The following is a 24,151-nucleotide window of genomic DNA, read 5'->3' as shown; positions in this document are numbered from 1 at the left end:
GGGATATCGTTCGCTCTACCGAACGAGCTTAGTCAACCAAAGCTTTGTTACGGAATCAATACCCGTGGTTCTCGAATTGTTACGTTTCGGTAAACCGGATCAGCTTGATGTCGGGTATTGCTGAACCACGAGCAACCGGCCACCTTCGGACCGTGACCGGTAGATATGCGGCTGGTCTGCGCGGAACGTGATCATGTCCCCCGGCTCGAGGAGGGTCATAGCGTCGTCCGGCCCAACTTCGATGAGCCCGCTCATACAAACCGCGCGCTCAACGACTCCCGGTGCGTTACCGCGAGAATGACGCTTCGCATTCGGAGCGAGGGTGACGACGGAGACCTCAACTTCTCCCGAGTTTCGCCAAGATGCCATCAGCTGGGCAACAAATTTCTCGCCATCGTGGGCGATGACCGGAGCGTCGATGATGCGTTTCAGCTCTGCCTCTCCGCGACCGGTTTGCCCCATGAAGAGTGCGCCAAGCGACACGTGGAGCGTTTTGGCAAGCGCCCACAGGGTGTCGAGCGAAGGATTCCCGTTACCCCGTTCGAGTTCGGAAACTGTCGACTTTGAGATACCGGCGTCGCGCGCCAGGGCGGAGGCACTCATGCCCCTGCGCTCGCGCCACATACGGAGGTTGCTGGCGAGCGGTGAGAGAGGCTGGCTTTGATCCATGGTGTGGGCTATGTTACATAACCACCTGTCGTTCGCTCTACCGATCGCTTCCAGTTCAGATTTCTTCAGGAGACGATCGATGTCACAGGGTTCACACGTTCATATTTCCGGTCGCGTCGCCATTCTTGGCGCTGATGCCCATCCGCACGCTGCTCGCCGTTTGAGAGAGTCCTGGCACGATCTCACCTGGCTCGCCGCTCAAACACAATCAGAGCTGCCCGACTCACTTCCGACAGTGCGATTGCGGGAGTCACCGGCGTTGCCCGAAGGCGCCTTCCGGATTGATGTTGACTCGGCAGCCGCTCCCGTTATCACCCTCACGGGCGGGCCGTTCTCCGGTGTCATCTATGGAGTGGAGGAATTGGTGCAGCGCCTCTCAGAGGCCACGCCAACAGGCATTCGCGTCATGGACCGTGTCGTAGAGCGCACCCCGAAGCTCGCGTACCGCACGTTCTGGACGTGGGACCACTCGACCAACTGGGAGCTTAACCAGGTGGGCCACCAGGAAATCGGTGTATTCAACTCTTACGGAAAACCGCCAAGCGGCTTCCTCGCCGACTATCGGCGCATGGTCGATTTCTGCAGCATGAATCAAATCGCTGCGATCGTCATTTACGGGTTCTTTCGAGACAGCCACGGGGGCGTCCCAGCGGCGCAGGAACTGTGTCGTTACGCCAATGAACGTGGAGTTCGAATTCTCCCTGGTATCGCCATCGGGGCATACGGCGGGGTGTATTGGGAGGGCAATCACCCTTACAACCTCGCCACCTGGCTCGACAAGAATCCGACGTACGAGGCAGAGATGGAGCGCGGGGTCGGCTTCCAGTTGCAGGATCTCTCGTTCCCGCTGAACTTTCCCAAGAGTGACTACACGCGTACAGCGTGCCCATCAGAACCCGCGAACATCGAGTGGATGCGCGATGCAATCTCGTGGCTCGTCGAGACGGTCGACGTCGGCGGGGTGAACATTGAGGCAGGAGACTACGGGGTCTGTGGCTGCGCGCGTTGCAACGCCAGACGAGGTGAACGAGAGACGGCGACCCGACGTGACAATGATGCCGAGTTCTGGTCGCACGCCGACATGGCGGACAATTTCCCAGTGCTCTTCGATGCCGCAAAGTCTGGGCGAGATGACCTGTGGCTGTACTGCGAGCTGCAATGGGACAACTTGCTCGACCCCGCGGCGCACGATCCGCTACACACCCTTCCCGACGGCGGAATCTATCAACACACGTTCAACCGGTCCTACTGGAACAAAGCTCGAACGGATCTGACAGCGGCAGATATCGCATCACTTCCCACGCGGACAAACGTGATCCGCAGCCAGTTCGCGTGCCAGTGGAATGGTGATGAACGAACGGAACGTTACAAATTCAATGCCCCGGACTTCGCGGAACTAGCCAAGAAATCAGCGGCGCTCAATATGCAGGGGCTCACTGTCTGGGGAGAACCATCACCGCACCACGTCTCAAGCGAACTGAGCTACCTGGCGTTCGGCCGATTCAGTTACGATCCCGAACTCACGTGGGATGACTTTATGGCACAGGACGTCGCTACTCGGCTCGGCGGGCGGGCTGAAGCGGATGCCTTCGTCAGCGTCATGGAGGAGCTGGACGGCAGTCCCCGGATCGACCCCGTCCGGCTGCGGACGCTGCGCGACGATGCGCTCGACGGCGCCAAGAGCACGACGGGCGACGCCGTCGGCCGGTGGCTCTGGCTTGCCGAGAGGGCGAACCAGCGAATCTCCATGGGTTACTAAGGGCCGCCTGCCCCTGTGCCGACCCTCATGGTGGGCCGGCACAGGGGCAACGGACTCTGTCGCCCGACACTGGCTCAACGCAGAGTTGGCGGGCCAGCTTCAGCCGAAGCGGGCATCCGCTATGTGAAAGCTGCCCATGAGCTCATCGACATACGCTTGGGCACCAGCGGCGCATGCCCAGGAGCCAGACGCCGTCCTGGCGCAGCTCGGATCCACACCGAACGGACTGTCGACCACAGAGGCCGCCGCGCGGCTGAACCAGTACGGACCCAACCGTCTGGCCGAGGGCAAACCGCGACCAGCACTTCTTCGGCTGCTCGGGCACTTCCGCAACATCCTCATCTACATCCTCCTCGGCGCGGCCGTCATCAAGGCGGTGTACCGGGACTGGCTCGACTTCTGGGTCATCGCCACGGTCGCCGTTGTCACAGCCCTGATCGGATTCATCCAGGAGGGGCAGGCGGAACGCGCGCTCGCCGGCATCCGGAACCTGCTCTCGCTCTCGGCACACGTCCGCCGCGACGGGAGTTGGATCGAGGTCAGCGCCGACACTCTGGTGCCCGGTGACATTGTGCGGATTCGTGCGGGCGACAAGATCCCCGCCGACCTCCGCCTGATCTCTGCGAACCAGCTCGAGGTCGACGAATCCGCGCTGACGGGCGAATCCGTCGCCGCGGCGAAGTCGACGGATGCCTCTCCCCACGACGCCGGCGTCGGCGATCGAGAGGGCATGGCGTTCTCCGGCACGGCTGTCACGGGCGGCGCGGGGGTCGGGGTGGTCACGGCGACCGGTCCGAACACCGAGATCGGTCACATTCAAAGCCTGATTTCCGAGGCGCAACCGCTCGCGACACCCCTGACGCTGCAACTGGATGCCCTGAGCAAGCGGATGGCACTGCTGATCCTCGTGGCCGCGGCCGTGATGACGGTGGCGGGGCGGCTCCTGCACGACGACTCGGCGCGTGACCTGCTGACGTCTGCCATCACCTTCGCCGTCGCCGCTGTGCCCGAGGGCCTCCCAGCGATTGTGACCATCACCCTCGCGCTCGGGGTGCAGCAGATGGCGAAAGAGCAGGCGATCACCCGCAAGCTCACCGCGGTCGAGACACTCGGCTCCGTCACCACGATCTGCTCGGACAAGACGGGCACTCTGACGCTCAATGAGATGACGGTTCGCGAGATCGTCACACCGGCTGAGCGTTTCGCCGTGACCGGAGAGGGTTACCGGCCGGTGGGTGAGATTCATCGCGCATCGGACGGGTCGGCCGCAGCGCTGTCGGACTTCAGCCTCGCCGCGCTGGTTGCGACCGTGGCCCGGTGCAACGACGCAGCACTGGCGCAGGATGGCGACGACTGGTCGATCGTCGGAGCGCCGACCGAGGGCAGCCTGGTCGTGCTCGCCCGGAAGCTGGGCTTCGATCCCGCCGGGCACACGCGCCTCGCTGAGCTGCCGTTCGATTCGGTGACGAAGTTCATGGCGGTGCTCGACCGTGATCCGGCGGATGTCATCCGTTTGATGGCGAAGGGCGCGCCCGACCGCCTCCTCGAGCGGTGCACCACCCAACTCGCCCCCGACGGGTCGACGCAACCGCTCGATAGCGCGCGCTGGCACGCCGCCGTCCACGAACTCGGTGCGACCGGGCTCCGCGTCCTCGCGGCGGCCTGGACTCGGAGGGACAGACTCACGGATGTCGACACCGACACGGTGCGCGACCTCACCTTCCTGGGACTCGTCGGTATCGCTGACCCACCCCGCCCCGAGGCCATCGAGGCGGTCCGGCTGTGCCATAGCGCCGGCATCCGGGTCGCGATGATCACCGGCGATCATGCCGCCACGGCCGCCGCGATCAGCTCGGAGCTGGGCCTCGCCGAAGACGACGCCACCCGGGTGGTGACCGGTGCGGAGCTGCAGCGGATGTCGGACGGCGAACTGTCGGCCATCGCGCCGGAGGTTACGGTGTTCGCGCGCACGAGTCCGGAACACAAGATCCGGATCGTGCGGGCGCTTCAGTCGCGTGGGCAGGTCGTGGCGATGACCGGCGACGGCGTCAACGATGCACCGGCGCTCCGGCGGGCCGACATCGGCATCGCCATGGGCATCAACGGCACTGAGGTGACCAAGGAAGCTGCCGATATTGTGCTCGCCGATGACCACTTCGCCACCATTGAACGAGCTGTCGCCGAGGGGCGGCGGATCTTCGACAACATCCAGAAATCACTGATGTTCCTCCTGCCGACCACGTTTGCACAGGCGCTCGTCGTGCTGACGGCCGTGCTCGGCGGGTTTGTGCCACCGCTGCAGCCGACGCAGGTGCTGTGGGTCAACCTCGTGACCGGCGTCACGCTGTCGATTGCCCTCTCCTACGAGCGAGAGGAGCCGGGCGTAATGAATCGGCCGCCGCGAGACAGGAATGCACCGGTCATCGACCGAATCCTGCTGCCCCGCATCATCCTCGTGTCGATACTGATTACCGCCGCAACGATCGGCATCTTCTTCTTCGTGCTGAACACCGGGAGCGACTTCGCCGTTGCACAGACGAGCGCGGTCACCATGCTCGTTCTGGGCCAGGCCACCTATCTGTTCAACTGTCGCTTCCTGCGGAGCACCAGCGTGACGCCGCGCGTGCTGGTCGGAAATCCCGTGGTCTGGTACTCGGTCGTGATTCTCTTCACGATTCAACTGATCTTCACGTACGCGCCGTTCATGCAGGCCTGGTTCGACACCGTGCCGCTCGGCTTCAGGGAGTGGGGCATCGCGCTCGGGTTCGGGGTCGCCATTTTCCTCATCGTCGAGGTCGAAAAGGCGATCGTCGGGGCCGTGGAACGGCGGCGGAGCGCGTGACGGATGCCGTGGGTTGAGAGATCGCGGCTTCGCGGGCAGGGTTGCGGCTCAGGCTGGCCAGGTGAAGGCGGTCCGCTCGTCTGAGCTCTCGACCGGAAGCGTGCGAATGGGCGAAAAGCTCGTTGGATACATGATTTTGTTCTCCATCGTGCGGATCATCGGGCGGATGGCCGCCATGCACTCGATCCAGTCGGGATCGACCGCGAGAACCGCACGACGTTCCCGACGCTGTTCAAGGTCTTCGTAGGCCCAGAAGTGGGTGACCTGGTTTTGCACTCCTATCTCCGTGACGAAATACCCGAGGAATCCGCCGAGGATTTCCTTCTGACGCGGCAGCCCCATCCGCTCGTACGTCGACAGGTACTCGGCAAGGCGGACCTCGGAATGCAGGACGTAGGTTCGCTCTTCAACCAGCATGGGGCTCCTTTTTTTATCTCATAAATTATGATTATTATAAAGAACGCGGCCAAGGGCGGCTGCCGCCACGTGTCTTCCGCGAATGCCCCCTCCGACTGGAAGGACGAAACTCGTGATACCCCACCGTCATATCGCTGCCGATGATGGCCTCCCGGAACCTTGGGCGGGGTCCGCCGAACATGCGCTGCCTGATGATGCCGGACAAGCGACGCTTGTTGGCCGAGTCTGGGATCCTCGCGTTGGCGGGCCCTCTCCTGTTCTGGTGCGGGACGGAGTGCTCTGGGACATCAGCACCTCGTTCGCCACGGTGAGCGACCTTTGTGAGGCGGACGATCCCGCTGGAGCGGTCAGGCAAGCGCCGGCTGAACGCATCGGAACCCTCGAAGAGATACTCGCGAACACTCCGCTGGAACGCCGCGCAAGCGACCGGCCGTGGCTGCTCTCCCCCATCGACCTCCAGGCGGTGAAAGCCGCCGGAGTCACGTTCGCGGCCTCTCTCATCGAGCGGGTGATTGAAGAACGCGCAGGAGGCGACGCGGCAGCAGCAGCGGCCATCCGTGACGAACTCGTCGAGGTCGTCGGGGCAGACATTGCCGGCATCGTCCCCGGATCCGAGGAAGCGGCGCGGATCAAAGAGGTCATGGTCCAGCAGGGCACCTGGAGCCAGTACCTCGAAGTCGGGATCGGGCCGGATGCCGAGGTGTTTACGAAAGCGCAGGTCCTGTCCAGCGTCGGAACAGCATCGGATGTCGGCGTCCTCGCCTCCTCCCTCTGGAACAACCCCGAACCAGAGGTTGCGTTGCTCGTGCAATCGACCGGCCGGATTGTTGGCGCGACGCTTGCCAACGACGTCAACCTGCGGGACGTTGAGGGCCGATCTGCACTTCTGCTCGGGCGCGCAAAGGACAACAACGCTTCCGCCGCCGTCGGCCCGTTCATCCGGTTGTTTGACGACACCTTTAACCTCGACCACGTGCGTGAACTGAAGGTTGAACTCGCGGTCGATGGCGTCGACGGGTTTCAGTTGCGGGCCGTATCCGACATGTCCAAAATTTCCCGCGACCCGCGCCTCATCGTGGACCAGCTGATCGGCGACCACCACTCTTACCCGGACGGAGCGCTTCTCATGCTCGGCACGATGTTCGCCCCGATCGACGACCGGGACACCCCGGGAGGCGGCTTCACCCACAAACCCGACGACATCGTCCGGATTTCCTCGCCAGGGCTCGGCGCTCTGACTAACCGCGTGCGTGAATCCGAGCGCTGCGAACCATGGACCTTTGGCGCACGTGCGCTGATGACTAATCTCGCACAGAGAGGACTGCTATGAGCACCGTGACAACCACCGACCCCCGAACCGGCCGGACAATCGAAACGGACATCACCGACTCAACTCCGGAAGAGGTGGATCTGGTCGTTCGAACCGCAAAGGAATCCTCCGCTCCGCTCCGCGACCTGTCGCGGGAGGGCCGGGCGCGGATGCTCAACCGCATTGCGGACCTGATCGACGCTGCAGCGGACGAACTCGCGGCGACGGCCGGCGAGGAGACTGGTCTCCCCGAGGCCCGGTTGCGCACCGAAATAACTCGCTCGTCCAACCAGTTCCGACTCTTCGCCAGCGTCATCCTAGATGGGCAGTACCTCGAAGCGGCGATCGATCATGCGACCCAGGACGGGACAGGCCCGGACATTCGCCGCATGCTGGTTCCGGTGGGGCCCGTGGCCGTGTTTGGGGCAAGCAACTTCCCCTTCGCGTTCTCCATTTTGGGTGGAGACACGGCATCCGCTCTGGCCGCCGGCTGCCCGGTCGTTGCGAAAGCACACCCGGCACACCCGCTGACCTCGCTCCGCTCGATCCAACTGCTGCGCGAGGGAACCAGTGAGTTCATCACCGGTGCATTGCCGGTTCAGATCGTCTTCGGCATGGAGGCGGGGAAAGACCTCGTTCAACACGAGAACATCTCCGCCGTCACCCTCACCGGCTCCATCAACGCCGCGAGGGCGATCCAGGCCCTCGTCGACGAACGCGACAACCCAATCCCTTTCTACGGCGAGCTGGGAAGCATCAACCCGCTCATGATCCTTCCCGGGGCCGCGGAGGCCAGAGGGGATGCCATCGCCGACGGGTTATTCGCATCCTTCACCGGTTCCGGGGGGCAGCTGTGCACGAAACCCGGGGTCGCATATGTGCCGACTGGGGCCGCAGGAGACCGTATCGAAGCCCGCCTCCGTGAACTCGTCGAGCAGGCACCTGCCGCAACGATGCTGACCGAGGGCATGCGGGATTCCTTCAACGCCGGTGTCGATGAGCTGGCGTCGGCGGGCGCGACACTCGCCGCTCAGGCACCAGCGCACGACGCGCAGGGATTCACAACGCGTCCTGCACTGCTCACGGTGGACCACTCAGACCTGCGCGGTCGGCTCGTCGAAGAGTGCTTTGGACCCGTACTGCTGGTAGCCCGCTACGGTAGCCCCTCGGAGCTGCGCGGCGCGATCCGGACCCTGCCAGCCGCGCTCACCTTCAGCCTCCACACCGACGAAGGAGACGAACCAATTGCCGCAGGCCTCCTTCCCTCACTGACCGAGCATGCGGGCAGAATCATCATCAACGAGTTCCCAACCGGAGTCCGGGTGTCGTGGGCCCAACACCACGGCGGACCGTGGCCGTCGACGAATTCACTGCACACTTCCGTCGGTGCGACAGCGATTCGCCGGTTCCTCCGGCCTGTGGCGTTCCAGAACCTGCCCGATTCCCTGCTCCCCGAGGAGCTGACCGACCAGTACACGTTGATCCCGCGTCGGATCGACGGCGTATTGGCGCCCGCCGCCTGAGCGGTGGCGGGCAGCGAAGCTGCCTCAGCCTTCCGGCGTGAAAGGCGGCTCACCTGATCGAAGGTCTTCGTCCGAGTCCCGAAGGGCGAAGCGCATCGCACTTTCGGCCGCGTCCGGGTCCCCGGCCTTGACCGCGTCGAGCACCGCACGGTGATCAGGGACCGGGTCCATCCACCCAGCTTCCGGGTGATGTTGGATCCGGTTCCTGGCTTCGAGCGCGTGAGCAATCACGACATCGAGGCGGGCGTAAAGCTCGTTGTGGGTGGCGGCGAGCAGGAGAAGGTGAAACTCGAGGTCCGCAGCAACGAGGCGCCCGATGTCCTGGCCGGCGGCGGCGAATGCTTCGAATGCGGACTCGAGTTTGGCGAGATCCTCGTCTGTACGTCGCGCAGCTGCGAGCCGCGCAGCCGCTGGCTCGATCGCGTCGCGCAACTCCGAGAGATCAGCGAGGAGACGATCGTCGTCCCGCTGAGCTTCGCGCCGCCATCGCATCACGTCGCTGTCCAGGAGACTCCATGCGTCACGGCTCCGAACGAAAGTGCCGCGCTTCGGGCGGGAGTCAACGAGCCCCTTCGCACCGAGGACACGCAGCGCCTCGCGAATGACGGTCTTACTGACGCCGAACTCGGGCTCGAGGCTGTCGATGTCGATGGTCAAACCGGGCGGGTAGTCGCCTCTGATGATCCGCAGGCCAAGGGCAGCAACTACTTCACCGTGGAGGCCGCGGCCTGGATACACCGCCATAGAACCGACACTAGCGCAGCGTTTTTAATATTTCGCCGAAATATTGCCTACTTTGCATTTTTTATTATTATATATTTACGTTCTACAGCACCCTTAGGCTCTACCCCCACTTACAAAGGAGTAAAGATGGCACCCCCAACCTCCCGGCGTCCGCGCCGTGCCGCGATCGCTCTGGTTCTCGCATCCGGACTGGCACTCTCAGCCTGCTCCTCATCGGGCGAATCAGACTCCGCCGATGGAAGCATCGAACCGGCAACCATCACCTTCGCCGCTTCCACCTTCGGCGACCCGGGGCTTGGCCCCCGCCTCCAGGCCCTGATCGATGAGTACAACGAGAGCCAGGATGTCGTAACCATCGAACCGGCGGCGGTCCCCTTCCCCACGTTCGGGCAGACCGTCCTGACTCAGATGGGTGGCGGTGAAGGACCCGACCTCGTTCGCTTCGACATGCCGGAGTTCACGTCAGCGGCGGACGCCGGTCTTCTGGAGCCGCTCGGCGACAAGATCGACGCTGAAGAACTGGGCCTCCAGCCCGGACCAGACAAGTACATGAGCGTTAACGACGAGCGGTACGGAGTGATCTTCGACTCCTCCAACTACGTCATGTACTACAACACCGACCTCATCCCCGAGCCGCCGACCACGTTCGACGAGTTCATGGAAACGGCTAAGGCCACGACTCAGGGCGACGTGTACGGACTGGCGTTCCGCCAGACACAGGCCGAAGAAAACGGCGTCTGGCAGGACATCTTCAACTACGTCTACGGATTCGGCGGCGAGTGGTCCGACGGCGAGGAACTGACGCTGAACAACCCGAAGAACGTCGAGGGACTCGAGGCCTACAAGTCGCTCTACGACGCCAACGTCATCCCGAAGGGTGCTGACGCTGCGACCTTCCGCAAGATGTTTGCTCAGAACAAAGTCGGCATGGAGTTGAACAACGGTGGCTACCTCGTCGCCACGCGCGGCACCAACCCCGACCTGAACTTCAGCGTTGCTCCGATCCCGTTCCCGGAACGAGCTCAGGGCGCGATCATGGCTCCCATCGTGATCAACGCGAACAGCGAACACAAGGACGCGGCGATGGACTTCATCAACTGGGTCCTCGAGGAGGAGAACCAGGTCGGCTTGCAGGAAGCGCTCGGTGCGTCGAGCGTTGCCACGAAGACCGAACGCAGTGAGGAGCAGCTCGCGGAAACCCCGTTCCTGACCGTCTTCGACGAGCTCACGAACTCCAGTGCTCCCCAGATCGTCGTCGGCTTCGGTCCGCAGACCGCTGACATCCGGAAGATCGTCGTGACGCAGGTCATCGCCGCACTTCAGGGGCAGCAGACGATGGAAGAGGCCATGGACAAGGCGCAGGATGAGGCAGAGCAGCTTGTCGGCTAAAACTGCGAACGCCGCCGTCGGCACCAGCCGGCGGCGGCGTAGTCCGCTCGGTAGCAAGTGGACGCCATACCTGTTCCTGCTGCCAGCCGCCCTGTACATCGTCATTTTCCAGGCCGTCCCCCTTCTCCAGGAGATCTACCTCAGCTTCACGCGGACGAACCTGCTCAACCCCACGCGAAGCGACTGGGTGGGGCTCGACAACTACGTCAAAGTATTCAGCAGTGCCGATTTCCAGCAGACACTCACAACAACGTTTGTCTACGTACTCGCCTGCGTCATCGGATCCGTTGGCTTCGGGCTCGGTGTGGCGCTGCTCCTCAACGGACGGTTCCCTGGACGTGGAATTGCCCGCGCACTGGTCACTGTGCCGTGGGCAGCACCGGGTATCGCGACGGCACTGATCGCAACATGGATGCTCAACGCGCAGTACGGCATCATCACTCGCGCTCTCCGGGCGCTGGGCATCGACGTCGGCGAAAGCGGCATCCTCGATAACCCCGACCTCGCCCTGACCGCCATTCTGGCGACCACCATCTGGCAGTTGTTCCCGTTCGTCGCCGTTGTCCTGCTTTCGGCGCTTCAGTCGGTTCCCGCGGAACTCACGGAAGCAGCCCAGATGGACGGGGCTAATAAGTGGTGGTCATTCCGTGTCGTTACCTGGCCAGTGATCAAGCCGACCGTCGGACTGATCGCGTTGCTCATGACGATCTGGTCGCTCAGGCGATTCGAGCTGATCTGGCTGATGACCCGAGGCGGTCCGCTCGGCACCACGCGGACGCTCGTTATCGACCTCTACTCACAGGCTTTCGATTCCAAGCAGCTCGGAGCAGCCGCCGCTATCGGGATGGTGGGCATCGTGATCGCCCTCATCGTCGTGGTTGGCAGCCGCTTTGTGGCCCAAGCGGCAGAAAGAAGTAACTAATGGCTCGCATGAAATTGGGCGTCGCCGGCCGGATGATCGCCGTGCTGTTTGTGCTTGGAATCGCTGTCTTCCCCATCTACTGGATGTTCACGACAGCGCTCACAAGCGATGCGGATCTTTTCGCTGCTGAACCCCGCCTGGTACCGGACTTCAGTCAGTTCGGTGTCTTCGTCGATGCCCTGAAGGATGGGCCGACCCTGACCTGGCTCGCCAACAGCACGATCGTCGCTATCGGCACCACGGCATTTTCGATTGTTCTCGGAATTCCACTCGCTTACGCGCTCTCGCGGTTCTCATTCAAGGGCAAGGTTGCCGTTGGCCTTTTGCTGCTCATGACCCAGATGCTTCCCGAAGCCCTGATGGTTGTGCCCCTGTTTTCGCTCTATCGGCGGTTCGAGCTGCTCGACTCGCTGAGTGGTTTGATCCTCGCCAACACGGCGTTTGTCCTGCCCATCGTCGCCCTTGTTTTGAAGGGGGCAATCGATGGAATCCCGCGCGAGCTCGAAGAGGCGGCCAGGGTCGACGGCAGCCGACCGCTCACCGTGCTGTTGAGGATCAACGTGCCGATCATCGCACCGGCGATCGCAGCGGCGGCCGTCATCGCCTTCTTCCACGCGTGGAACGAGTACGTCTTCGCGGTGACGTTCATCTTCAACAAGGCGCTGCAGCCGGCATCCGTTGGACTCGCGGGCTTTGTGGGCGAACAAGGCACCGCCATCCAAACAATCATGGCGGTCGCGTTCATGTTTACGCTGCCCGCTGTGGCTTTTTATCTCTTCGCTCAGAAATACGTTGTCTCCGGAATGACGGCCGGCGCCGTCAAGGGTTAAGGAACCACATGAAAATCACCAAGCTGAAAACGGTCACTGTCGACTTCTATCGCACGAACCTCATCTTCCTGATCGTCGAGACCGACGAAGGGCTCACGGGCGTCGCCGAAGCGACACTTGAGGGGCAGGAGTTCGCGGTGCACGGTGCCGTGCGTGTCCTCGAGCAAGCCGTGATCGGCAAAGACCCGACACGGATCTCTCAGCTCATCTACGAAACCGCCCGCAACGGCTACTGGCGCGGCGGGCCCGTCACTGGCACAGCGTTCAGCGCGTTCGAAATGGCGTTGTGGGACATTTCATCCCGTGCGCTCGGCGTGCCGGTTCACCGCATGCTCGGCGGAGCGGTTCGCGACCGGGTCCGCGCGTACGCCAACGGATGGTTCTCCGGCGCTTCCAAGCCGGAGCATTTCGCCGAAGCGGCGGTTGCAACCGTGGCATCGGGTTTCCGGGGGCTGAAGTGGGACCCGTTCGAAGCGGCCGACCGCCACCTGACCGATCGCGACATCGACCGCATGCTGGAGGCGGTCGATGCCGTTCGGGACGCGGTTGGGAGCGACGTCGAACTGTTCATCGAGGGCCACGGCCGGTTCGACGTGCCTACCGCGATCCGGGTCGCGCGCCGACTCGAGCGCTTCAACCCTGTGTTCTTCGAGGAGCCATGCCCCCCTGAGGGCGTCGATGCAATGATCGAGATTCGTCGCCATTCGCCGGTCGCCATCGCCGCGGGGGAACGGTGGTACGGGCGCCAGGGCTTTGTCTCCGCGCTCGAGCGCGGCGCCGTTGACTTCGTTCAGCCCGACATCACACACGCGGGCGGTTTCCTCGAACTGTCGTTCATTTCGACACTCGCGGCTCACCACTATGTCCCGTTTGCGCCGCACAACCCCAGCGGCCCACTCAGCACGGCGGCAACGCTCCAGCTCGGCGCAGCACTTCCTAACTTCCGCTACCTCGAGATCATGGCCATCGATGTTCCGTGGCGAACCGAGATCTCCAATGAGCGACTCCAGTTGACGCCCGAAGGCGATGTGCTCATCCCCGAGGGCATTGGACTCGGAATCGAGCTGAATCTGGACGCCATCGCTGAGCATCCCTACACACCACACCCGATGCGTATCTTCGAGGACGCTGTGGCGGACATCCGACCCCCGGACGCTCGGTCGTACTTCAACCAGCCAACGGCCAGCCCGGTGGGAACCCCGGTCGCGGTTTCGCCGTAATACCGAGGGCGCGAGGGGACAGCGGTCGCTGTCTCCCTCGCCCCGCGGTGGCTGCGGGCCGGGTACCGCAGTGTCACGGCGTCACGGCGTCACACGCCGAGCTTCTGCCTCAGCACCGCTGGTGAGTTCGCCGCTTTCTTCAGACGTGAGCTTCCGTATTTCGCGCCTCCGAGCATCCGTGCCCCGACAGCGAGCCAGGCGCAGACCGCTCGTTCGACCAGCCAGGCCGGCGCCCACAGCGCGCTCGTCGGCGGAAAGACGCGCGTGCCGCCGTGTCGGCGTCGGCCGAATTCCGCGAGCCCGATCGCGGCCGCGGAGGTGACGGCGAGGCGCAACGGGCGACGGATGCTCCACACCAGCAGGGGGAGAAGGCCCAGTTCGAGCACAAGCCTGACCGGCTGCGCGAGGCTGTCGTACGCCTGGCGCAGCCGCTGTCCGGCGAAGTGAGCGGCGGTCGGCGGGATGCGTCCGACGAAGAGATCGCCGACGCGGCGCTCCCGCCCGCCGCCCGCCGCGATCGTGCGGATGAGTTCGAGGTTCTCGAACAGCACATCGCCGTCGTACCCGCCGAGTTCTTGGAGGAGGTCGCGGTTCACGCCGAGCGTGCCCGGGTAATCGGATGCCACGGCGCGGTTGATCAGGGTGCGGGCCGTGTCCCAGCGCGCGTGCCATGGCAGTGCCGTGAAGTAGTTCTGCGGGCGAACGATGTCTGCGCTCTCCAGCTCGGCGACCATCCGTTCGAGGCTGCTGCGCTCGTATCGGACGTCGTCGTCAGCGATGATTACGGCGCGGTGGCGCGCCAGGCGGATGCCGGTGAGCACGCCGGCAACCTTCCCGTTGCCCGTTGGCGGATCGTCGGGCGCGACGTGACGAACAGTGCCTCCCCACAGCGCGTGGTGCGCAGCGAAGACGGCGGCGGGCGACCCGTCGACGACAGTGATGTCGAGGTGCGCGCTCAGGGTGCGCAGGTATTGGGCGAGTTCGCTGGCATCGGCGGCACGGCGGCTGGCCCAGCGGAGCGGCAGCACGTATTCGGCGGCGAGGCGGGTCGGCTGCGGGGAGGCAGTCGAGGTTGTGGCGGCGCTCGAACTCATCCGCCCACTCTCGGCGGGGGCCCTGCCGGGGTCAACCCCTTGTCAGTATGAATGTCGGTGGCGCGCGTGACACTGTGCGCATGGAGAAGCCGCTTCCCACCATGGATGACGTTCTGCTGGCGTACTTCGGCACGGAGTACGACAACAGCACAGGAGTGCAGCGCAAACGGATCGTTCGCGTCGACAAGCTCCTTCGCCGGTATCTCGAGTCTGAACCGGAGACCTTCCTCGGCCCGTACGGCCGGGCCATTCTCGACGCCGAGCGCGAGTTCGCGCCCAAAGGTGCGGTGTGCCGGATCATGCGGGCCGACACTCTGCTGTTTGCGTTGCAGCGGTTCATCGAGCCGCCCCATCTCGACCCGGATCCACTCGTTCAGCGCGTGCAGTTGCGCTGCGTCGAGCGGCTCATCGCGCGACTGGTGAGGATCGAGCTCGCCGAGTACGACACAACCTGTGTGCAGTGGGATCTCCGCGGTGCGCTCCGCCGCGCGAAGTGGGAGCTCAATCGCGATCGCCGTGAGGCAGCCCGCGCCCGCAGACGGGCGCAGCGCGACGCCGAGCTGCGCGCGAGTGACGAACAGTATCCGGGAGTGCTTGGAGTGGGCCGTCCCCCCTGGGGACAGCCACCATCGCCATGACCCCGGCACCCCGTCTGTACCGGATGCCGGCGCCCACCTTGCTCGGACGAATACGGTCGCTTATTTCGCGAAAGTGGACCCGAATCTGGCCGAGCAGCAACGCGACGAAGGCGTTTCTGGCTGAGCAGCGCCCCGCAATAGCAACGCATCCACCGCGACGAAGAACAGCGCGGCGACGACGAGAACCCAGTTCGGCAGGACCGACACAAAGCGGCTCCGCCCTGTCGCCACAACCGGTGCTTCCCTCGGCGCGCGCACCGGATCGGACTCACCAGGGCCAGGTATCCGAGTCCTGGCCGACACTATGGCCGACGACCCAGGGCATACGACCTATCTAGAGCGGCCGACCGTAGGGGTAGTCGACCCAGAGCCCGGCACCCTCCTCCGGACAGGCACTACGGGCACCTTCCAACGTGGACCGATAGTCCGCGGGGTAACGCGCACCCTGAAGAATGGCATCCAGATCCACGTCGTGCTCCTCGCGACCGCCAGCAAATCGTGCGTCGTACTGAATACTGCGGTATCGAGTCTTCAACCAGCGACGGGTCTTCCACGTTCTCGTGGCACGGATCGCGACGGGCATCTCCGAACTCATGAGTTCATCCTCGCCTATCGCGCCTCAGACAGCAGCGATCCGCGCGACCGCTGGCCGCCGCCGCCTCGCAGGAATACGATTCACCCGGGCACAGTTGGCTCTCATCGATGCGTACGCATCGTCTCTCACCGAACCTCGGACGGATATCTCCATGGCACAACACCTCGAACTCGGCCTCGACACATTCGGGGACGTGACCGTCGACAGCACCGGCGAGCGCGAAAGCGACGCGCAGGTAATCCGCAACGTGATTGCCCAGGCCGTTCTCGCGGACTCCGTCGGCATCGACTTCATCGGCATCGGCGAGCACCACCGCGACGACTTCTCGATCTCCGCACCCGATATGGTCCTTGCCGCAATCGCCGGCCAGACCGAACGCATCCGCCTCGGCACCGCCGTCACCGTGCTCTCGAGCGACGACCCGATCCGCGTGTTCGAGCGTTTCTCCACACTGGATGCCGCCAGCAACGGCCGCGCGGAAGTCATCCTCGGTCGCGGCTCATTTACCGAATCCTTCCCACTGTTCGGCTTCGACCTGGCCGACTACGAAACCCTCTTCAACGAGAAACTCGACCTGTTCGTGCAGCTGCTCAAGGAGAAGCCCGTCACCTGGTCCGGGAGCTACCGCGCGCCGCTCGTCGACGCCGACGTGCACCCGAAGACCGAGTCAGGTCGCCTCACCGCCTGGATCGGGGTTGGCGGATCACCGGAGTCCGTCGTGCGGTCCGTGCGCACCGGCATCCCGATGATGCTCGCCATCATCGGCGGCGACCCGGGCCGGTTCCTGCCGTATGTCGAGCTGTACGGGCGGGCGTCCGACCAGCTCGGCCTGCCACGGATGCCGCTCGGCGCGCACTCCCCCGGCCACATCGCCGAGACGGATGAGCTCGCGCGCGAGCAGCTCTGGCCGCACTTCAGTGTTAACCGCAACCGCATCGGTGCCGAACGTGGCTGGCCGCCCGTGACCGAGGCCGAGTACGTGCAGGAGATCGAGCACGGTTCGCTCTACGCCGGATCGCCGGAGACCGTCGCGCAGCGAATTGCGGCGACGGCGCGCACCCTGGGACTCAACCGGTTCGACCTCAAGTACGCGAACGGGCCGATGCCGCACGACCAGCTCATGCGGAGTATCGAGCTCTACGGCACGCAGGTGATCCCGCGGGTGCGCGAGTTGCTCGCGTAGGGAGCGCTTCGGGCGGCCATGCTCGTGGGCGCCGCGCTTCGTTCACGATGACCCGACGGATGCCTGCGCCCGCCGCCCGCGTCCCACCTCACCCGCCGCTACACATCCATGCTTGCGCTACAGATACTTCTGCAGCGCGAGCATGGAACTGCAGCGCTCGGTGGTGAGCAGCGGCCGGGTGGGGTCGCGCGCCGGGCGGCATTCGACGGTTGGGGGGGGTACCTAGGACTGACGGCGGTTGCGGCGGCGCGAAAACAGCCTCGGGTCCGCGACCCAACTGAAAACGGTCACACCCACTTCGATCAGCAAGGCCCACATACGGTGAGTCTGCAGAAACTCAGCGTTCCCCACAAGGGTCAGGTCGGGGCACGCACGGATTGCCCGCGGCCGGGCGCCACGTTCACGATGAACCAGCGGATGCCGGCATCCGCCCGCCCTCATCCGTCCGCCGCATCACCGGCCGCTCCACATCCATGCTCGCGCTACAGATACTTCTGCAGCGCGGGCATGGAACTGCAGCGCTCGGTGGTGAGCAGCAGCCGGGTGGGGTCGCGCGCCGGGCGGCATTCGACGGTTGAGTGGGGGTACCTAGGACTGACGGCGGTTGCGGCGGCGCGAGAAGAGCCTCGGGTCCGCGACCCAACTGAAAACGGTCACACCCACCTCGATCAGCAACGCCCACATACCGGGAGTCTGCAGAAACTCAGCGTTCCCCACAAGGGTCAGCCCCGGGCGCGCACGGATTGCCCGCGGCCGGGCGCCACGTTCACGATGAACCAGCGGATGCCGGCATCCGCCCGCCCTCATCCGTCCGCCGCATCACCGACCGCTACACATCCATGCTGGAGCTACAGATACTTCTGCAGCGCGGGCACGGGACTGCAGCGCTCGATGGCGGGGCGGGGCGGGGATTTTGGCGACGCGGCCCGGGTCGTTCCCCACAAGGGTCAGGTCGGGGCCCGCACGGATGCCTGCGGGCCGCGTCCCCGTTCAGATTAATCAGCGGATGCCGGCATCCGCCCGCCCCCATCCGTCCGCCGCATCACCGACCGCTGTACATCCATGCTCGAGCTACAGATACTTCTGCAGCGCGGACATGGAACTGCAGCGCTCGACGGCGGGGCGGGGGCGACTACGCCCGTAACGCTCAGACGCCGGCCGCTGACCGGGCTTTCTGCTGGGTGCGACGGCGGCGCGCCCGCTCGCGTTGCGCGCGGCGCTCCCGTTTGCGCTTCTTCCGCTTGGGATCCGCGATCCACGCGGCAACATTCAGGACGATGTCGACCAGGAACTGCAGCATGGAAAGAGCCTAGCTTTCCCAGGCAGGTCGAACCCGCCCGCACCCCCGCTTCGCCGACCGCTACAGTTTCATGCTCGAGCTACAGATACTTCTGCAGCGCGGGCATGAAACTGCAGCGCTCGACGAGGGCGGGCGGGCGGGTCGCAGGTCAGCTGTCGGAGTCTGGCTTGGGCCCGCCGACAGGTGGCGTGCCGCCCGGCATCCCATCGTCGGGCGTTGCATCGCCTGGGTCCTGCGGCTTCGGTTTCTTGTCCTTGCCCGCGTCGAGCGCGACCCCGATGGCGACGCCGAAAGCGAGGCCCATCCCCAGGAAAGCCCAGTTGTCCTGCGCGACGCTGAGGGCCACCCCGAACAGGAGCCCGAAAGAGATTCCGAGCGACAGGTAGTAACCCTGCCCGTGCTCCTCGTCGCCCGCTGGGTTTGAACTCTCCGTAGCCATGCCGCAACGTTACGTGCCGACGCAAGTGACGGCATCCGCCCCTCGGGGGATTTTGGGCGGAATTTTCAGTCGACTTTCACTCTGCACAGATATACTGTCCCAAAGACAGTAAATAGGGAGCGGCGATGGCAGAGCAGAACGACCCACATCCGTACTCATCGGATTTTCTCGCCTCACTCACCGGGATCATCGCCCAGTGGACAGCGCCGAGCTTCCTCGTCGCGGTCACCGCTCGCGAGGGGATCGACCTCGATTCGACGTCGATCACGGCCATCAGTATCCTCGGCCGACGGGGCCCACTGCGCCCCTCAGCTCTCGCTGATCACCTCGCAACCGGTGCTTCAAACGTGAGCAAGGTGCTTGGCCGCCTCGAGGCATCCGGACTCGTCGAACGTCGCAAGGATGACGCGGATGCCCGTGCCTCGCTGGTCCAGCTCACCCCAGCGGGCGAAGACGTGGCAGCGGCCTTCGTGCGCGCCGGCGACGGCATGCTCGAGGAACTCCTCGACGGCTGGACCGAAAAAGAGCGCCACCTGCTCACCCAACTGACCCAGCGACTCGACGCGTCCACCCGGGCGTTTGCGGCTCGCATCAACACCACCCCACCAGGCCCACAAGGCCCAGAAGAAAGAACGGTCTCAGAATGACCCGCACCTACGTCGTCACCGGTTCCGCCTCAGGCATCGGCGAAGCCACAGCCAACCTCCTCCGCGAGCAGGGGCACCGCGTGATCGGCGTCGACCTCCGCAACGCCGATGTCGAGGCCGACCTCTCGACCACGCTCGGACGTGACTCTGCGATCGCCGGCGTGCTGGAGGCATCCGACGGAAAAATCGACGGCATCATCGCGGCCGCCGGCATCTCCGCACCGAAGGCACTCACCGTCGCCGTCAACTTCTTCGGCGTCACCGCCCTCCTCGACGGCCTCGCCGAGACGCTCGCGAAGAGTGACGCACCGCGCATCGCCGTCGTGAGCTCGATGGCATCGCTGCAGCAGAACTCGCCCGAACTCGTCGACGCACTCCTCGCCGGCGACGAGGCTCGCGCGCTGGAAATCGGCGGCGCACTCGAGGCTGAGGGGCCGCGCGTCGGCTACCTCAACTACCCGTCGAGCAAGCGTGCGCTGTCGCGCTGGGTTCGCCGCGAGAGCATCGCGCCGCGCTACGCCGGTGCCGGCATCCCGGTCAACGCCGTCGCTCCCGGAACCGTTGTGACCAACATGACCCGCGACCTCCTCGCCACCGAAGAAGGCCGCGCGCTGGCTGACGGCTCCGTACCGATGCCGCTCAACGGTCACTCCGACGCGATCGTCATCGCCGAGCTGCTCGCCTGGCTGACGAGCGAACAGAACACGCACGTCACCGGCCAGACCATCTACATCGATGGTGGAGCGGATGCCACGCTCCGCGGCGACAACATCTGGAGCTAACGCTTCCCCAGACCCGGTCGGTGTTGGCTGGCCCTAGCCCCGGCACCGACCGAGCTCACTCGTGGATCGCGCCCGCCCCGACCGCGATCCATTCGCCAAAAATGGCTCCCTGTTCGACCCGAATCCGGTCGCAGGGAGCCATTTTCGGTAAACGGGCGCAAGCACCCGTGCCCGCCCGGCCCTACGAGTCGGCCGAGCCCGACCGATAGCTCGTCGGCGTGAAGCCGAGCACGCTCTTGAAGTCGGTACTCAGGTGCGCGTGGTCGGCGTAACCGAGGTCGGCCGCCACCCGCGCGATCGTCAGCGAGGGGTCGTCGCGCAGCATCCGCGCCGCCTCCTGCAGCCGATAGCGGCGGATGATCGCGAGCGGCGGCAACCCGACATACCGCTGCGCCAGCCGCTGCACCTGCCTCGTCGACAGGCTGAGCCGGCTCGCGACCTGGTCCACCCGCACGATCGTCGGGTCCGTCGCGATGAGCTCCTCCATCGCGTTGGCGACCAAACCGATCTCATCCGGCGGGGCCAGGTGCGCGCGTGCCCACGCGCTGAAGGCACGACGCGCGCCGTCAAGATCGGCCGGGGCACCGGCATCCGTCATCGTCGCAGCGACGGTCCGATGCAGATCGGGAGCATCGAAAGGAACTTCCGAATTGCGGATGCTCGCGGGCTCGGTGCACAGCGACGCCAGCCCGGCGGGGCGAAGGAGCGCGCCGACCGCCCAGCCGCTCCCCCGCAGGTCGCGGTGCGAGGCGCCCGTGGTCGGTCCGGAGAGCGCAACGCCGGTCGGCTCGGCCACGAGGTTGGACGCGGGGAACGGCAGGATACTCTGCCTCGAGGTGCGGCCGGGGGCGAGCTGCCACTGCGGGATCCAGAACCAGCGGATGCGATCGGCGAGGTCCTCAGGGGCGGGGTGGCGGTCAAACGTTGGAAGCCGCGCGGGGTAGAGAATTCCCCACCCGTCGGCTAGTTCGGCCACGTTGCCCTCCTCCCGTTCGAGGCTGTCGCGAATCTTCAAGCCAGCCCGGATGACGGCGACATACGGTCTCATCATGAACGAATCAACCACGAAAATCGATGCATCCCGGCCCGGAGTTTCGGGCGACCACACCACCAACGGCATCCCGCACGGCATGACGAGCCTCACGCCCTTCATCGCGGTGAAGAGCGCGGCTGACGCCATCGAGTTCTATCGAACCGTGTTTGGCGCCCGCGTGGTCGACGTCACGGAAATGGGCGGAGTCGTTGCTCACGCCGATCTCGATTTCGGTAACGGCCACCTGCAGCTCGGCGAGCCCAGCGACGGTTTCGGGCTCATCGCCCCGCCGTCCGGCGACGCAGACTGCTACTCGATCGGGCTCTATTGCGCGGATGTCGACGCGACGGTCGAGCGGGCGGTTCAGGCGGGCGCGACGGTCCGCGAGGCGACGACCGATTTCGTCTCGGGCGACCGGTTCGCGTCGATCCGCGACCCGTTCGGCGTACGGTGGTCGGTCATGTCCCGGGTCGAGGACCTGTCCGAGGAGGAGAGTGCGCGCCGGGTCGCGGAGTGGGCGGCCGCGCAGTCGGGTGCGTAGGTCGCGTTCGCTCGCCCGTTTGCCCGCCCGCGGCCGCCCCGCGTCAGGCGTTTGCTTCGGAGAGGAACTCCTCGAGCTCGGCGGTCGTGATGCCCAACATGCCGGCCCGACCAACGGGGAACGAGGCCATCATCATCTGAGTATCTTCGTCAGCGGATTCCGCGAGGCCTCCGCTCGAACGCTGCACCACCCGCTTGAGGGCAGCCGCAGCAGCCGGGTGGGCAAGGACCTCGCCGATCGTACTGTCGCGCGTGATCGGCAGCCCAGGCTCGTCACCGTCGACCGAGACGTCGACAGAGACGCGGATGTCGCGGCTGGAGGAGGCGACGTCGATTCGGTAAACGCCCGGTTCCACTATCCACTTCTCGACACGGCTGTCCCAGTACGCCAGGTCGGCACGGCGCACGCGCAACGCGACTTCCTGAGTCTCACCGGGTTCGAGCACCACTCCCACGAACGCCTTCAGCTCACGAGGTGCCCGCTCGATGATCGACGGGGCAAGGCCGGTGTAGACCTGCACGACTTCACGGCCCGCGCGCCCACCGGAGTTCGTGACGGCGACGCGGATGTCGAGGTCGCCGTCCGGCGTCACTGTGGCGACAGCATCCCCGTACGAGAAGGTCGTGTACGACAAGCCGTGACCGAAGGGGAACGCCACCGGCAGCTCACGGGCGTCGTACCAGCGGTAGCCGACAAGCACGCCCTCGCCGTAGCGGACGTGCCCGAACTCGCCCGGGAAATTGCCGAAGGTGGGGTTGTCCTGAAGACGGAGGGGAATGGTTTCCGTGAGCTTGGCCGAGGGGTTAACCACTCCGAAGAGCACGTCGGCGGTCCCGCCACCGCCCGCTTGCCCCAGGAGCGATCCATCGAGAATCGCGGCAGCACGGTCGGCGAACGGCAGCGCCACGACGCCGCCATGGGAGAGCACGACGACGGTGCGGGGATTGGCGTCGACGATCGCGTCGAACAGAGCGAGCTGCTCGGCGGGGAGGTCGATACCGGTGCGGTCGAAGCCCTCCGACTCCAGCCGCGCAGGCAGGCCGAGGAAGAGCACAGCCACGTCGGCGGCGGATGCTGCGCCAACGGCCTCTGCGCGAAGGTTCGCCTGAACGTCGACAGAGGCGTCAGAGTCGAGGCTGAAGCCCTTGGCATAAGAGACATCGCCGGTCGACAGGTCCCGGATCTCGTCGAGGGCGGTGTCGAGCCGCGTCGGGTTGATCAGCGAGGAGCCAGCACCCTGGAAGCGCGGGTTCGCAGCGAAGTCACCGATGATCGCCAACCGGGTGGTCCGCTCGAGAGGCAGTATCCCATCGTTGGTGAGCAACACGATCGAGCGACCGGCGGCCTCTCGCGCGAGCGCGTGGTGGGCATCGACATCAAGCGGACCAGCCGTGCGCTCGGCCTCGGTCGCACGGTGGGCGAGCGACGCCACACGCGCAGCAGACGCATCGAGAACACTCTCATCGAGGTGCCCGTCACCCACAGCGGCAACGATCTCGGCGTCGGTGCGCCCGCCGCTCGAGGGCATTTCGAGGTCGAGCCCGGCGATGAGCGCGGACACCCTGTCATTGACCGCACCCCAGTCCGACATCACCAGACCCTCGAAACCCCACTCCTCACGGAGAACCGTCGTCAACAGCCACGGGTCCTCGGAGGCGTACCTGCCGTTGATGCGGTTGTACGAGCACATCACCGTCCACGGCTGAGCGTCTTCGACCACGCGCTGGAAAGCCCGCAGGTAGATCTCGCGAAGCGGCCGGATGTCGACATCGCTGGAACTGCGCAGCCGATCGGTTTCCTGGTTGTTCGCGGCGAAGTGTTTGAGCGATGTGCCGACGCCCTTCGACTGCACGCCCCTCACCCAGGCCGCGCCGATCTCGCCGGCCACGATGGGGTCTTCAGAGAAATACTCGAAGTTACGACCGCACAGCGGCGAGCGCTTGATGTTCACCCCGGGGCCGAGGAGGACGGCTACGTTCTGGATCGACGACTCGACCCCGAGAGCAGCCCCAACGCGTTCGGCGAGTTCCGTGTCGAAGGAAGCACCCAGCCCGACGGCGGGCGGGAAGCACGTGGCGGGGATGCTGTCGACGAGTCCCAGATGATCCGAACCGGCGCGCTGCTTGCGCACACCGTGGGGGCCATCTGTCAGGAGGACGGATGGCACATCGCCGACACCTTTTGTGCGCCAGAAGTCGAGCCCGCTGGTGAGCGCGGCCTTCTCTTCCACCGACAGGCCGGCCAGAACCTCGGGGGTCGTGCGATCACTGGTCAT

22 protein-coding genes are annotated in these 24,151 nt (G+C 65.0%); 13 read left to right on the top strand and 9 right to left on the bottom strand.

The window, feature by feature from the left end; translation table 11 throughout:
- Positions 1 to 99: 99 nt before the first annotated feature.
- Complete coding sequence (locus AC1C2M_RS13185; RefSeq protein WP_495433340.1) at positions 100 to 669, bottom strand: helix-turn-helix domain-containing protein; 570 nt, start codon at positions 667 to 669, stop codon at positions 100 to 102.
- Between the two features lie 79 nt (positions 670 to 748).
- Between AC1C2M_RS13185 and AC1C2M_RS13180 the strand changes: the two genes are divergently transcribed.
- Both AC1C2M_RS13180 and AC1C2M_RS13175 read left to right on the top strand, forming a co-directional pair.
- Positions 749 to 2,428 carry a beta-N-acetylhexosaminidase family protein gene (locus AC1C2M_RS13180; protein WP_495436986.1) on the top strand — a complete coding sequence of 560 codons (1,680 nt, stop codon included), beginning with the start codon at positions 749 to 751 and terminating at the stop codon, positions 2,426 to 2,428.
- 136 nt (positions 2,429 to 2,564) lie between these two features.
- Complete coding sequence (locus AC1C2M_RS13175; RefSeq protein WP_495436984.1) at positions 2,565 to 5,270, top strand: cation-translocating P-type ATPase; 2,706 nt, start codon at positions 2,565 to 2,567, stop codon at positions 5,268 to 5,270.
- A 48-nt stretch (positions 5,271 to 5,318) separates the two neighbouring features.
- Here AC1C2M_RS13175 and AC1C2M_RS13170 read toward each other — a convergent pair whose 3' ends face one another.
- Positions 5,319 to 5,687, bottom strand: a complete 369-nt coding sequence (locus AC1C2M_RS13170; RefSeq protein WP_495436982.1) for an NIPSNAP family protein — start codon at positions 5,685 to 5,687, stop codon at positions 5,319 to 5,321.
- A gap of 262 nt (positions 5,688 to 5,949) precedes the next feature.
- Here AC1C2M_RS13170 and AC1C2M_RS13165 point away from each other — a divergent pair, with 262 nt between their 5' ends.
- Positions 5,950 to 7,017 carry a fumarylacetoacetate hydrolase family protein gene (locus AC1C2M_RS13165; RefSeq protein ID WP_495436981.1) on the top strand — a complete coding sequence of 356 codons (1,068 nt, stop codon included), beginning with the start codon at positions 5,950 to 5,952 and terminating at the stop codon, positions 7,015 to 7,017.
- Positions 7,014 to 8,519, top strand: coding sequence for an aldehyde dehydrogenase (NADP(+)) (locus tag AC1C2M_RS13160; protein ID WP_495436979.1), 1,506 nt, complete (start codon positions 7,014 to 7,016; stop codon positions 8,517 to 8,519). Before AC1C2M_RS13165 ends, AC1C2M_RS13160 begins: the two co-directional genes overlap by 4 nt.
- Before the next feature lie 24 nt (positions 8,520 to 8,543).
- Here AC1C2M_RS13160 and AC1C2M_RS13155 read toward each other — a convergent pair whose 3' ends face one another.
- On the bottom strand, positions 8,544 to 9,263 hold the full coding sequence (locus tag AC1C2M_RS13155; RefSeq protein ID WP_495436977.1) for a FadR/GntR family transcriptional regulator: 720 nt from the start codon (positions 9,261 to 9,263) through the stop codon (positions 8,544 to 8,546).
- A gap of 126 nt (positions 9,264 to 9,389) precedes the next feature.
- Between AC1C2M_RS13155 and AC1C2M_RS13150 the strand changes: the two genes are divergently transcribed.
- The 4 genes from AC1C2M_RS13150 to AC1C2M_RS13135 are packed head-to-tail and all read left to right on the top strand — an operon-like array spanning position 9,390 to position 13,624.
- The gene (locus tag AC1C2M_RS13150; protein WP_495436975.1) at positions 9,390 to 10,652 is read left to right on the top strand and encodes an ABC transporter substrate-binding protein; all 1,263 of its coding nucleotides are present in this window, start codon (positions 9,390 to 9,392) and stop codon (positions 10,650 to 10,652) included.
- Positions 10,642 to 11,574, top strand: a complete 933-nt coding sequence (locus AC1C2M_RS13145; protein ID WP_483406381.1) for a carbohydrate ABC transporter permease — start codon at positions 10,642 to 10,644, stop codon at positions 11,572 to 11,574. Before AC1C2M_RS13150 ends, AC1C2M_RS13145 begins: the two co-directional genes overlap by 11 nt.
- Positions 11,574 to 12,404 (top strand): carbohydrate ABC transporter permease, encoded by an 831-nt coding sequence (locus tag AC1C2M_RS13140; protein WP_483406382.1) that lies wholly within the window; start codon positions 11,574 to 11,576, stop codon positions 12,402 to 12,404. Before AC1C2M_RS13145 ends, AC1C2M_RS13140 begins: the two co-directional genes overlap by 1 nt.
- A gap of 8 nt (positions 12,405 to 12,412) precedes the next feature.
- Entirely contained in the window at positions 12,413 to 13,624 is a 1,212-nt protein-coding gene (locus tag AC1C2M_RS13135) for a mandelate racemase/muconate lactonizing enzyme family protein (protein WP_495436973.1), read from the top strand.
- A gap of 89 nt (positions 13,625 to 13,713) precedes the next feature.
- Here the strand turns inward: AC1C2M_RS13135 and AC1C2M_RS13130 are convergent, their stop codons facing one another.
- Positions 13,714 to 14,718, bottom strand: a complete 1,005-nt coding sequence (locus AC1C2M_RS13130) for a glycosyltransferase family 2 protein (protein WP_495436971.1) — start codon at positions 14,716 to 14,718, stop codon at positions 13,714 to 13,716.
- An 80-nt stretch (positions 14,719 to 14,798) separates the two neighbouring features.
- On the opposite strand from AC1C2M_RS13130, the gene AC1C2M_RS13125 reads away from it, so the two are divergent.
- Positions 14,799 to 15,356, top strand: coding sequence for a hypothetical protein (locus AC1C2M_RS13125; RefSeq protein WP_495436969.1), 558 nt, complete (start codon positions 14,799 to 14,801; stop codon positions 15,354 to 15,356).
- Positions 15,357 to 15,690: 334 nt separating this feature from the next.
- Here AC1C2M_RS13125 and AC1C2M_RS13120 read toward each other — a convergent pair whose 3' ends face one another.
- Entirely contained in the window at positions 15,691 to 15,951 is a 261-nt protein-coding gene (locus tag AC1C2M_RS13120; protein WP_495436968.1) for a hypothetical protein, read from the bottom strand.
- A 151-nt stretch (positions 15,952 to 16,102) separates the two neighbouring features.
- Between AC1C2M_RS13120 and AC1C2M_RS13115 the strand changes: the two genes are divergently transcribed.
- Complete coding sequence (locus tag AC1C2M_RS13115) at positions 16,103 to 17,134, top strand: LLM class flavin-dependent oxidoreductase (RefSeq protein ID WP_495436966.1); 1,032 nt, start codon at positions 16,103 to 16,105, stop codon at positions 17,132 to 17,134.
- Between the two features lie 1,147 nt (positions 17,135 to 18,281).
- Here AC1C2M_RS13115 and AC1C2M_RS13110 read toward each other — a convergent pair.
- Both AC1C2M_RS13110 and AC1C2M_RS13105 read right to left on the bottom strand, forming a co-directional pair.
- Complete coding sequence (locus tag AC1C2M_RS13110; RefSeq protein ID WP_495436964.1) at positions 18,282 to 18,434, bottom strand: hypothetical protein; 153 nt, start codon at positions 18,432 to 18,434, stop codon at positions 18,282 to 18,284.
- 148 nt (positions 18,435 to 18,582) lie between these two features.
- Entirely contained in the window at positions 18,583 to 18,873 is a 291-nt protein-coding gene (locus AC1C2M_RS13105) for a hypothetical protein (RefSeq protein ID WP_495436963.1), read from the bottom strand.
- Positions 18,874 to 18,998: 125 nt separating this feature from the next.
- On the opposite strand from AC1C2M_RS13105, the gene AC1C2M_RS13100 reads away from it, so the two are divergent.
- Together AC1C2M_RS13100 and AC1C2M_RS13095 are read left to right on the top strand one after the other, a co-directional pair.
- A complete protein-coding gene (locus AC1C2M_RS13100; protein ID WP_495436961.1) occupies positions 18,999 to 19,520 on the top strand; it encodes a MarR family winged helix-turn-helix transcriptional regulator in 522 nt (173 codons plus the stop codon).
- Entirely contained in the window at positions 19,517 to 20,302 is a 786-nt protein-coding gene (locus tag AC1C2M_RS13095; protein WP_483406390.1) for an SDR family oxidoreductase, read from the top strand. The genes AC1C2M_RS13100 and AC1C2M_RS13095 overlap by 4 nt, the downstream gene beginning before the upstream one ends.
- A gap of 181 nt (positions 20,303 to 20,483) precedes the next feature.
- Here AC1C2M_RS13095 and AC1C2M_RS13090 read toward each other — a convergent pair whose 3' ends face one another.
- Complete coding sequence (locus AC1C2M_RS13090; RefSeq protein ID WP_495436959.1) at positions 20,484 to 21,353, bottom strand: helix-turn-helix transcriptional regulator; 870 nt, start codon at positions 21,351 to 21,353, stop codon at positions 20,484 to 20,486.
- Between AC1C2M_RS13090 and AC1C2M_RS13085 the strand changes: the two genes are divergently transcribed.
- Positions 21,352 to 21,876, top strand: coding sequence for a VOC family protein (locus AC1C2M_RS13085; RefSeq protein ID WP_495436958.1), 525 nt, complete (start codon positions 21,352 to 21,354; stop codon positions 21,874 to 21,876). The two genes, AC1C2M_RS13090 and AC1C2M_RS13085, sit on opposite strands and share 2 nt — an antisense overlap.
- A gap of 43 nt (positions 21,877 to 21,919) precedes the next feature.
- Here the strand turns inward: AC1C2M_RS13085 and AC1C2M_RS13080 are convergent, their stop codons facing one another.
- Positions 21,920 to 24,151 carry a glycoside hydrolase family 3 C-terminal domain-containing protein gene (locus tag AC1C2M_RS13080; RefSeq protein ID WP_495436957.1) on the bottom strand — a complete coding sequence of 744 codons (2,232 nt, stop codon included), beginning with the start codon at positions 24,149 to 24,151 and terminating at the stop codon, positions 21,920 to 21,922.

Source organism: Mycetocola sp. Y444 (assembly GCF_059445295.1).
Note: the sequence above shows the minus strand (reverse complement) of the source record. Positions and strands in the feature narration are given on the sequence as shown.

Excerpts from the sequence above, each read along its gene's own strand:
- AC1C2M_RS13115 (WP_495436966.1), top strand. The coding sequence starts at position 16,103 with ATGGCACAACACCTCGAACTCGGCCTCGACACATTCGGGGACGTGACC.
- AC1C2M_RS13180 (WP_495436986.1), top strand. The coding sequence starts at position 749 with ATGTCACAGGGTTCACACGTTCATATTTCCGGTCGCGTCGCCATTCTT.
- AC1C2M_RS13170 (WP_495436982.1), bottom strand. The coding sequence starts at position 5,687 with ATGCTGGTTGAAGAGCGAACCTACGTCCTGCATTCCGAGGTCCGCCTT.
- AC1C2M_RS13105 (WP_495436963.1), bottom strand. The coding sequence starts at position 18,873 with ATGGCTACGGAGAGTTCAAACCCAGCGGGCGACGAGGAGCACGGGCAG.
- AC1C2M_RS13120 (WP_495436968.1), bottom strand. The coding sequence starts at position 15,951 with ATGAGTTCGGAGATGCCCGTCGCGATCCGTGCCACGAGAACGTGGAAG.
- AC1C2M_RS13140 (WP_483406382.1), top strand. The coding sequence starts at position 11,574 with ATGGCTCGCATGAAATTGGGCGTCGCCGGCCGGATGATCGCCGTGCTG.
- AC1C2M_RS13100 (WP_495436961.1), top strand. The coding sequence starts at position 18,999 with ATGGCAGAGCAGAACGACCCACATCCGTACTCATCGGATTTTCTCGCC.
- AC1C2M_RS13185 (WP_495433340.1), bottom strand. The coding sequence starts at position 669 with ATGGATCAAAGCCAGCCTCTCTCACCGCTCGCCAGCAACCTCCGTATG.
- AC1C2M_RS13130 (WP_495436971.1), bottom strand. The coding sequence starts at position 14,718 with ATGAGTTCGAGCGCCGCCACAACCTCGACTGCCTCCCCGCAGCCGACC.
- AC1C2M_RS13160 (WP_495436979.1), top strand. The coding sequence starts at position 7,014 with ATGAGCACCGTGACAACCACCGACCCCCGAACCGGCCGGACAATCGAA.
- AC1C2M_RS13090 (WP_495436959.1), bottom strand. The coding sequence starts at position 21,353 with ATGATGAGACCGTATGTCGCCGTCATCCGGGCTGGCTTGAAGATTCGC.
- AC1C2M_RS13085 (WP_495436958.1), top strand. The coding sequence starts at position 21,352 with ATGAACGAATCAACCACGAAAATCGATGCATCCCGGCCCGGAGTTTCG.
- AC1C2M_RS13155 (WP_495436977.1), bottom strand. The coding sequence starts at position 9,263 with ATGGCGGTGTATCCAGGCCGCGGCCTCCACGGTGAAGTAGTTGCTGCC.
- AC1C2M_RS13110 (WP_495436964.1), bottom strand. The coding sequence starts at position 18,434 with ATGCTGCAGTTCCTGGTCGACATCGTCCTGAATGTTGCCGCGTGGATC.
- AC1C2M_RS13125 (WP_495436969.1), top strand. The coding sequence starts at position 14,799 with ATGGAGAAGCCGCTTCCCACCATGGATGACGTTCTGCTGGCGTACTTC.
- AC1C2M_RS13150 (WP_495436975.1), top strand. The coding sequence starts at position 9,390 with ATGGCACCCCCAACCTCCCGGCGTCCGCGCCGTGCCGCGATCGCTCTG.
- AC1C2M_RS13095 (WP_483406390.1), top strand. The coding sequence starts at position 19,517 with ATGACCCGCACCTACGTCGTCACCGGTTCCGCCTCAGGCATCGGCGAA.
- AC1C2M_RS13175 (WP_495436984.1), top strand. The coding sequence starts at position 2,565 with ATGAGCTCATCGACATACGCTTGGGCACCAGCGGCGCATGCCCAGGAG.
- AC1C2M_RS13135 (WP_495436973.1), top strand. The coding sequence starts at position 12,413 with ATGAAAATCACCAAGCTGAAAACGGTCACTGTCGACTTCTATCGCACG.
- AC1C2M_RS13080 (WP_495436957.1), bottom strand. The coding sequence starts at position 24,151 with ATGACCAGTGATCGCACGACCCCCGAGGTTCTGGCCGGCCTGTCGGTG.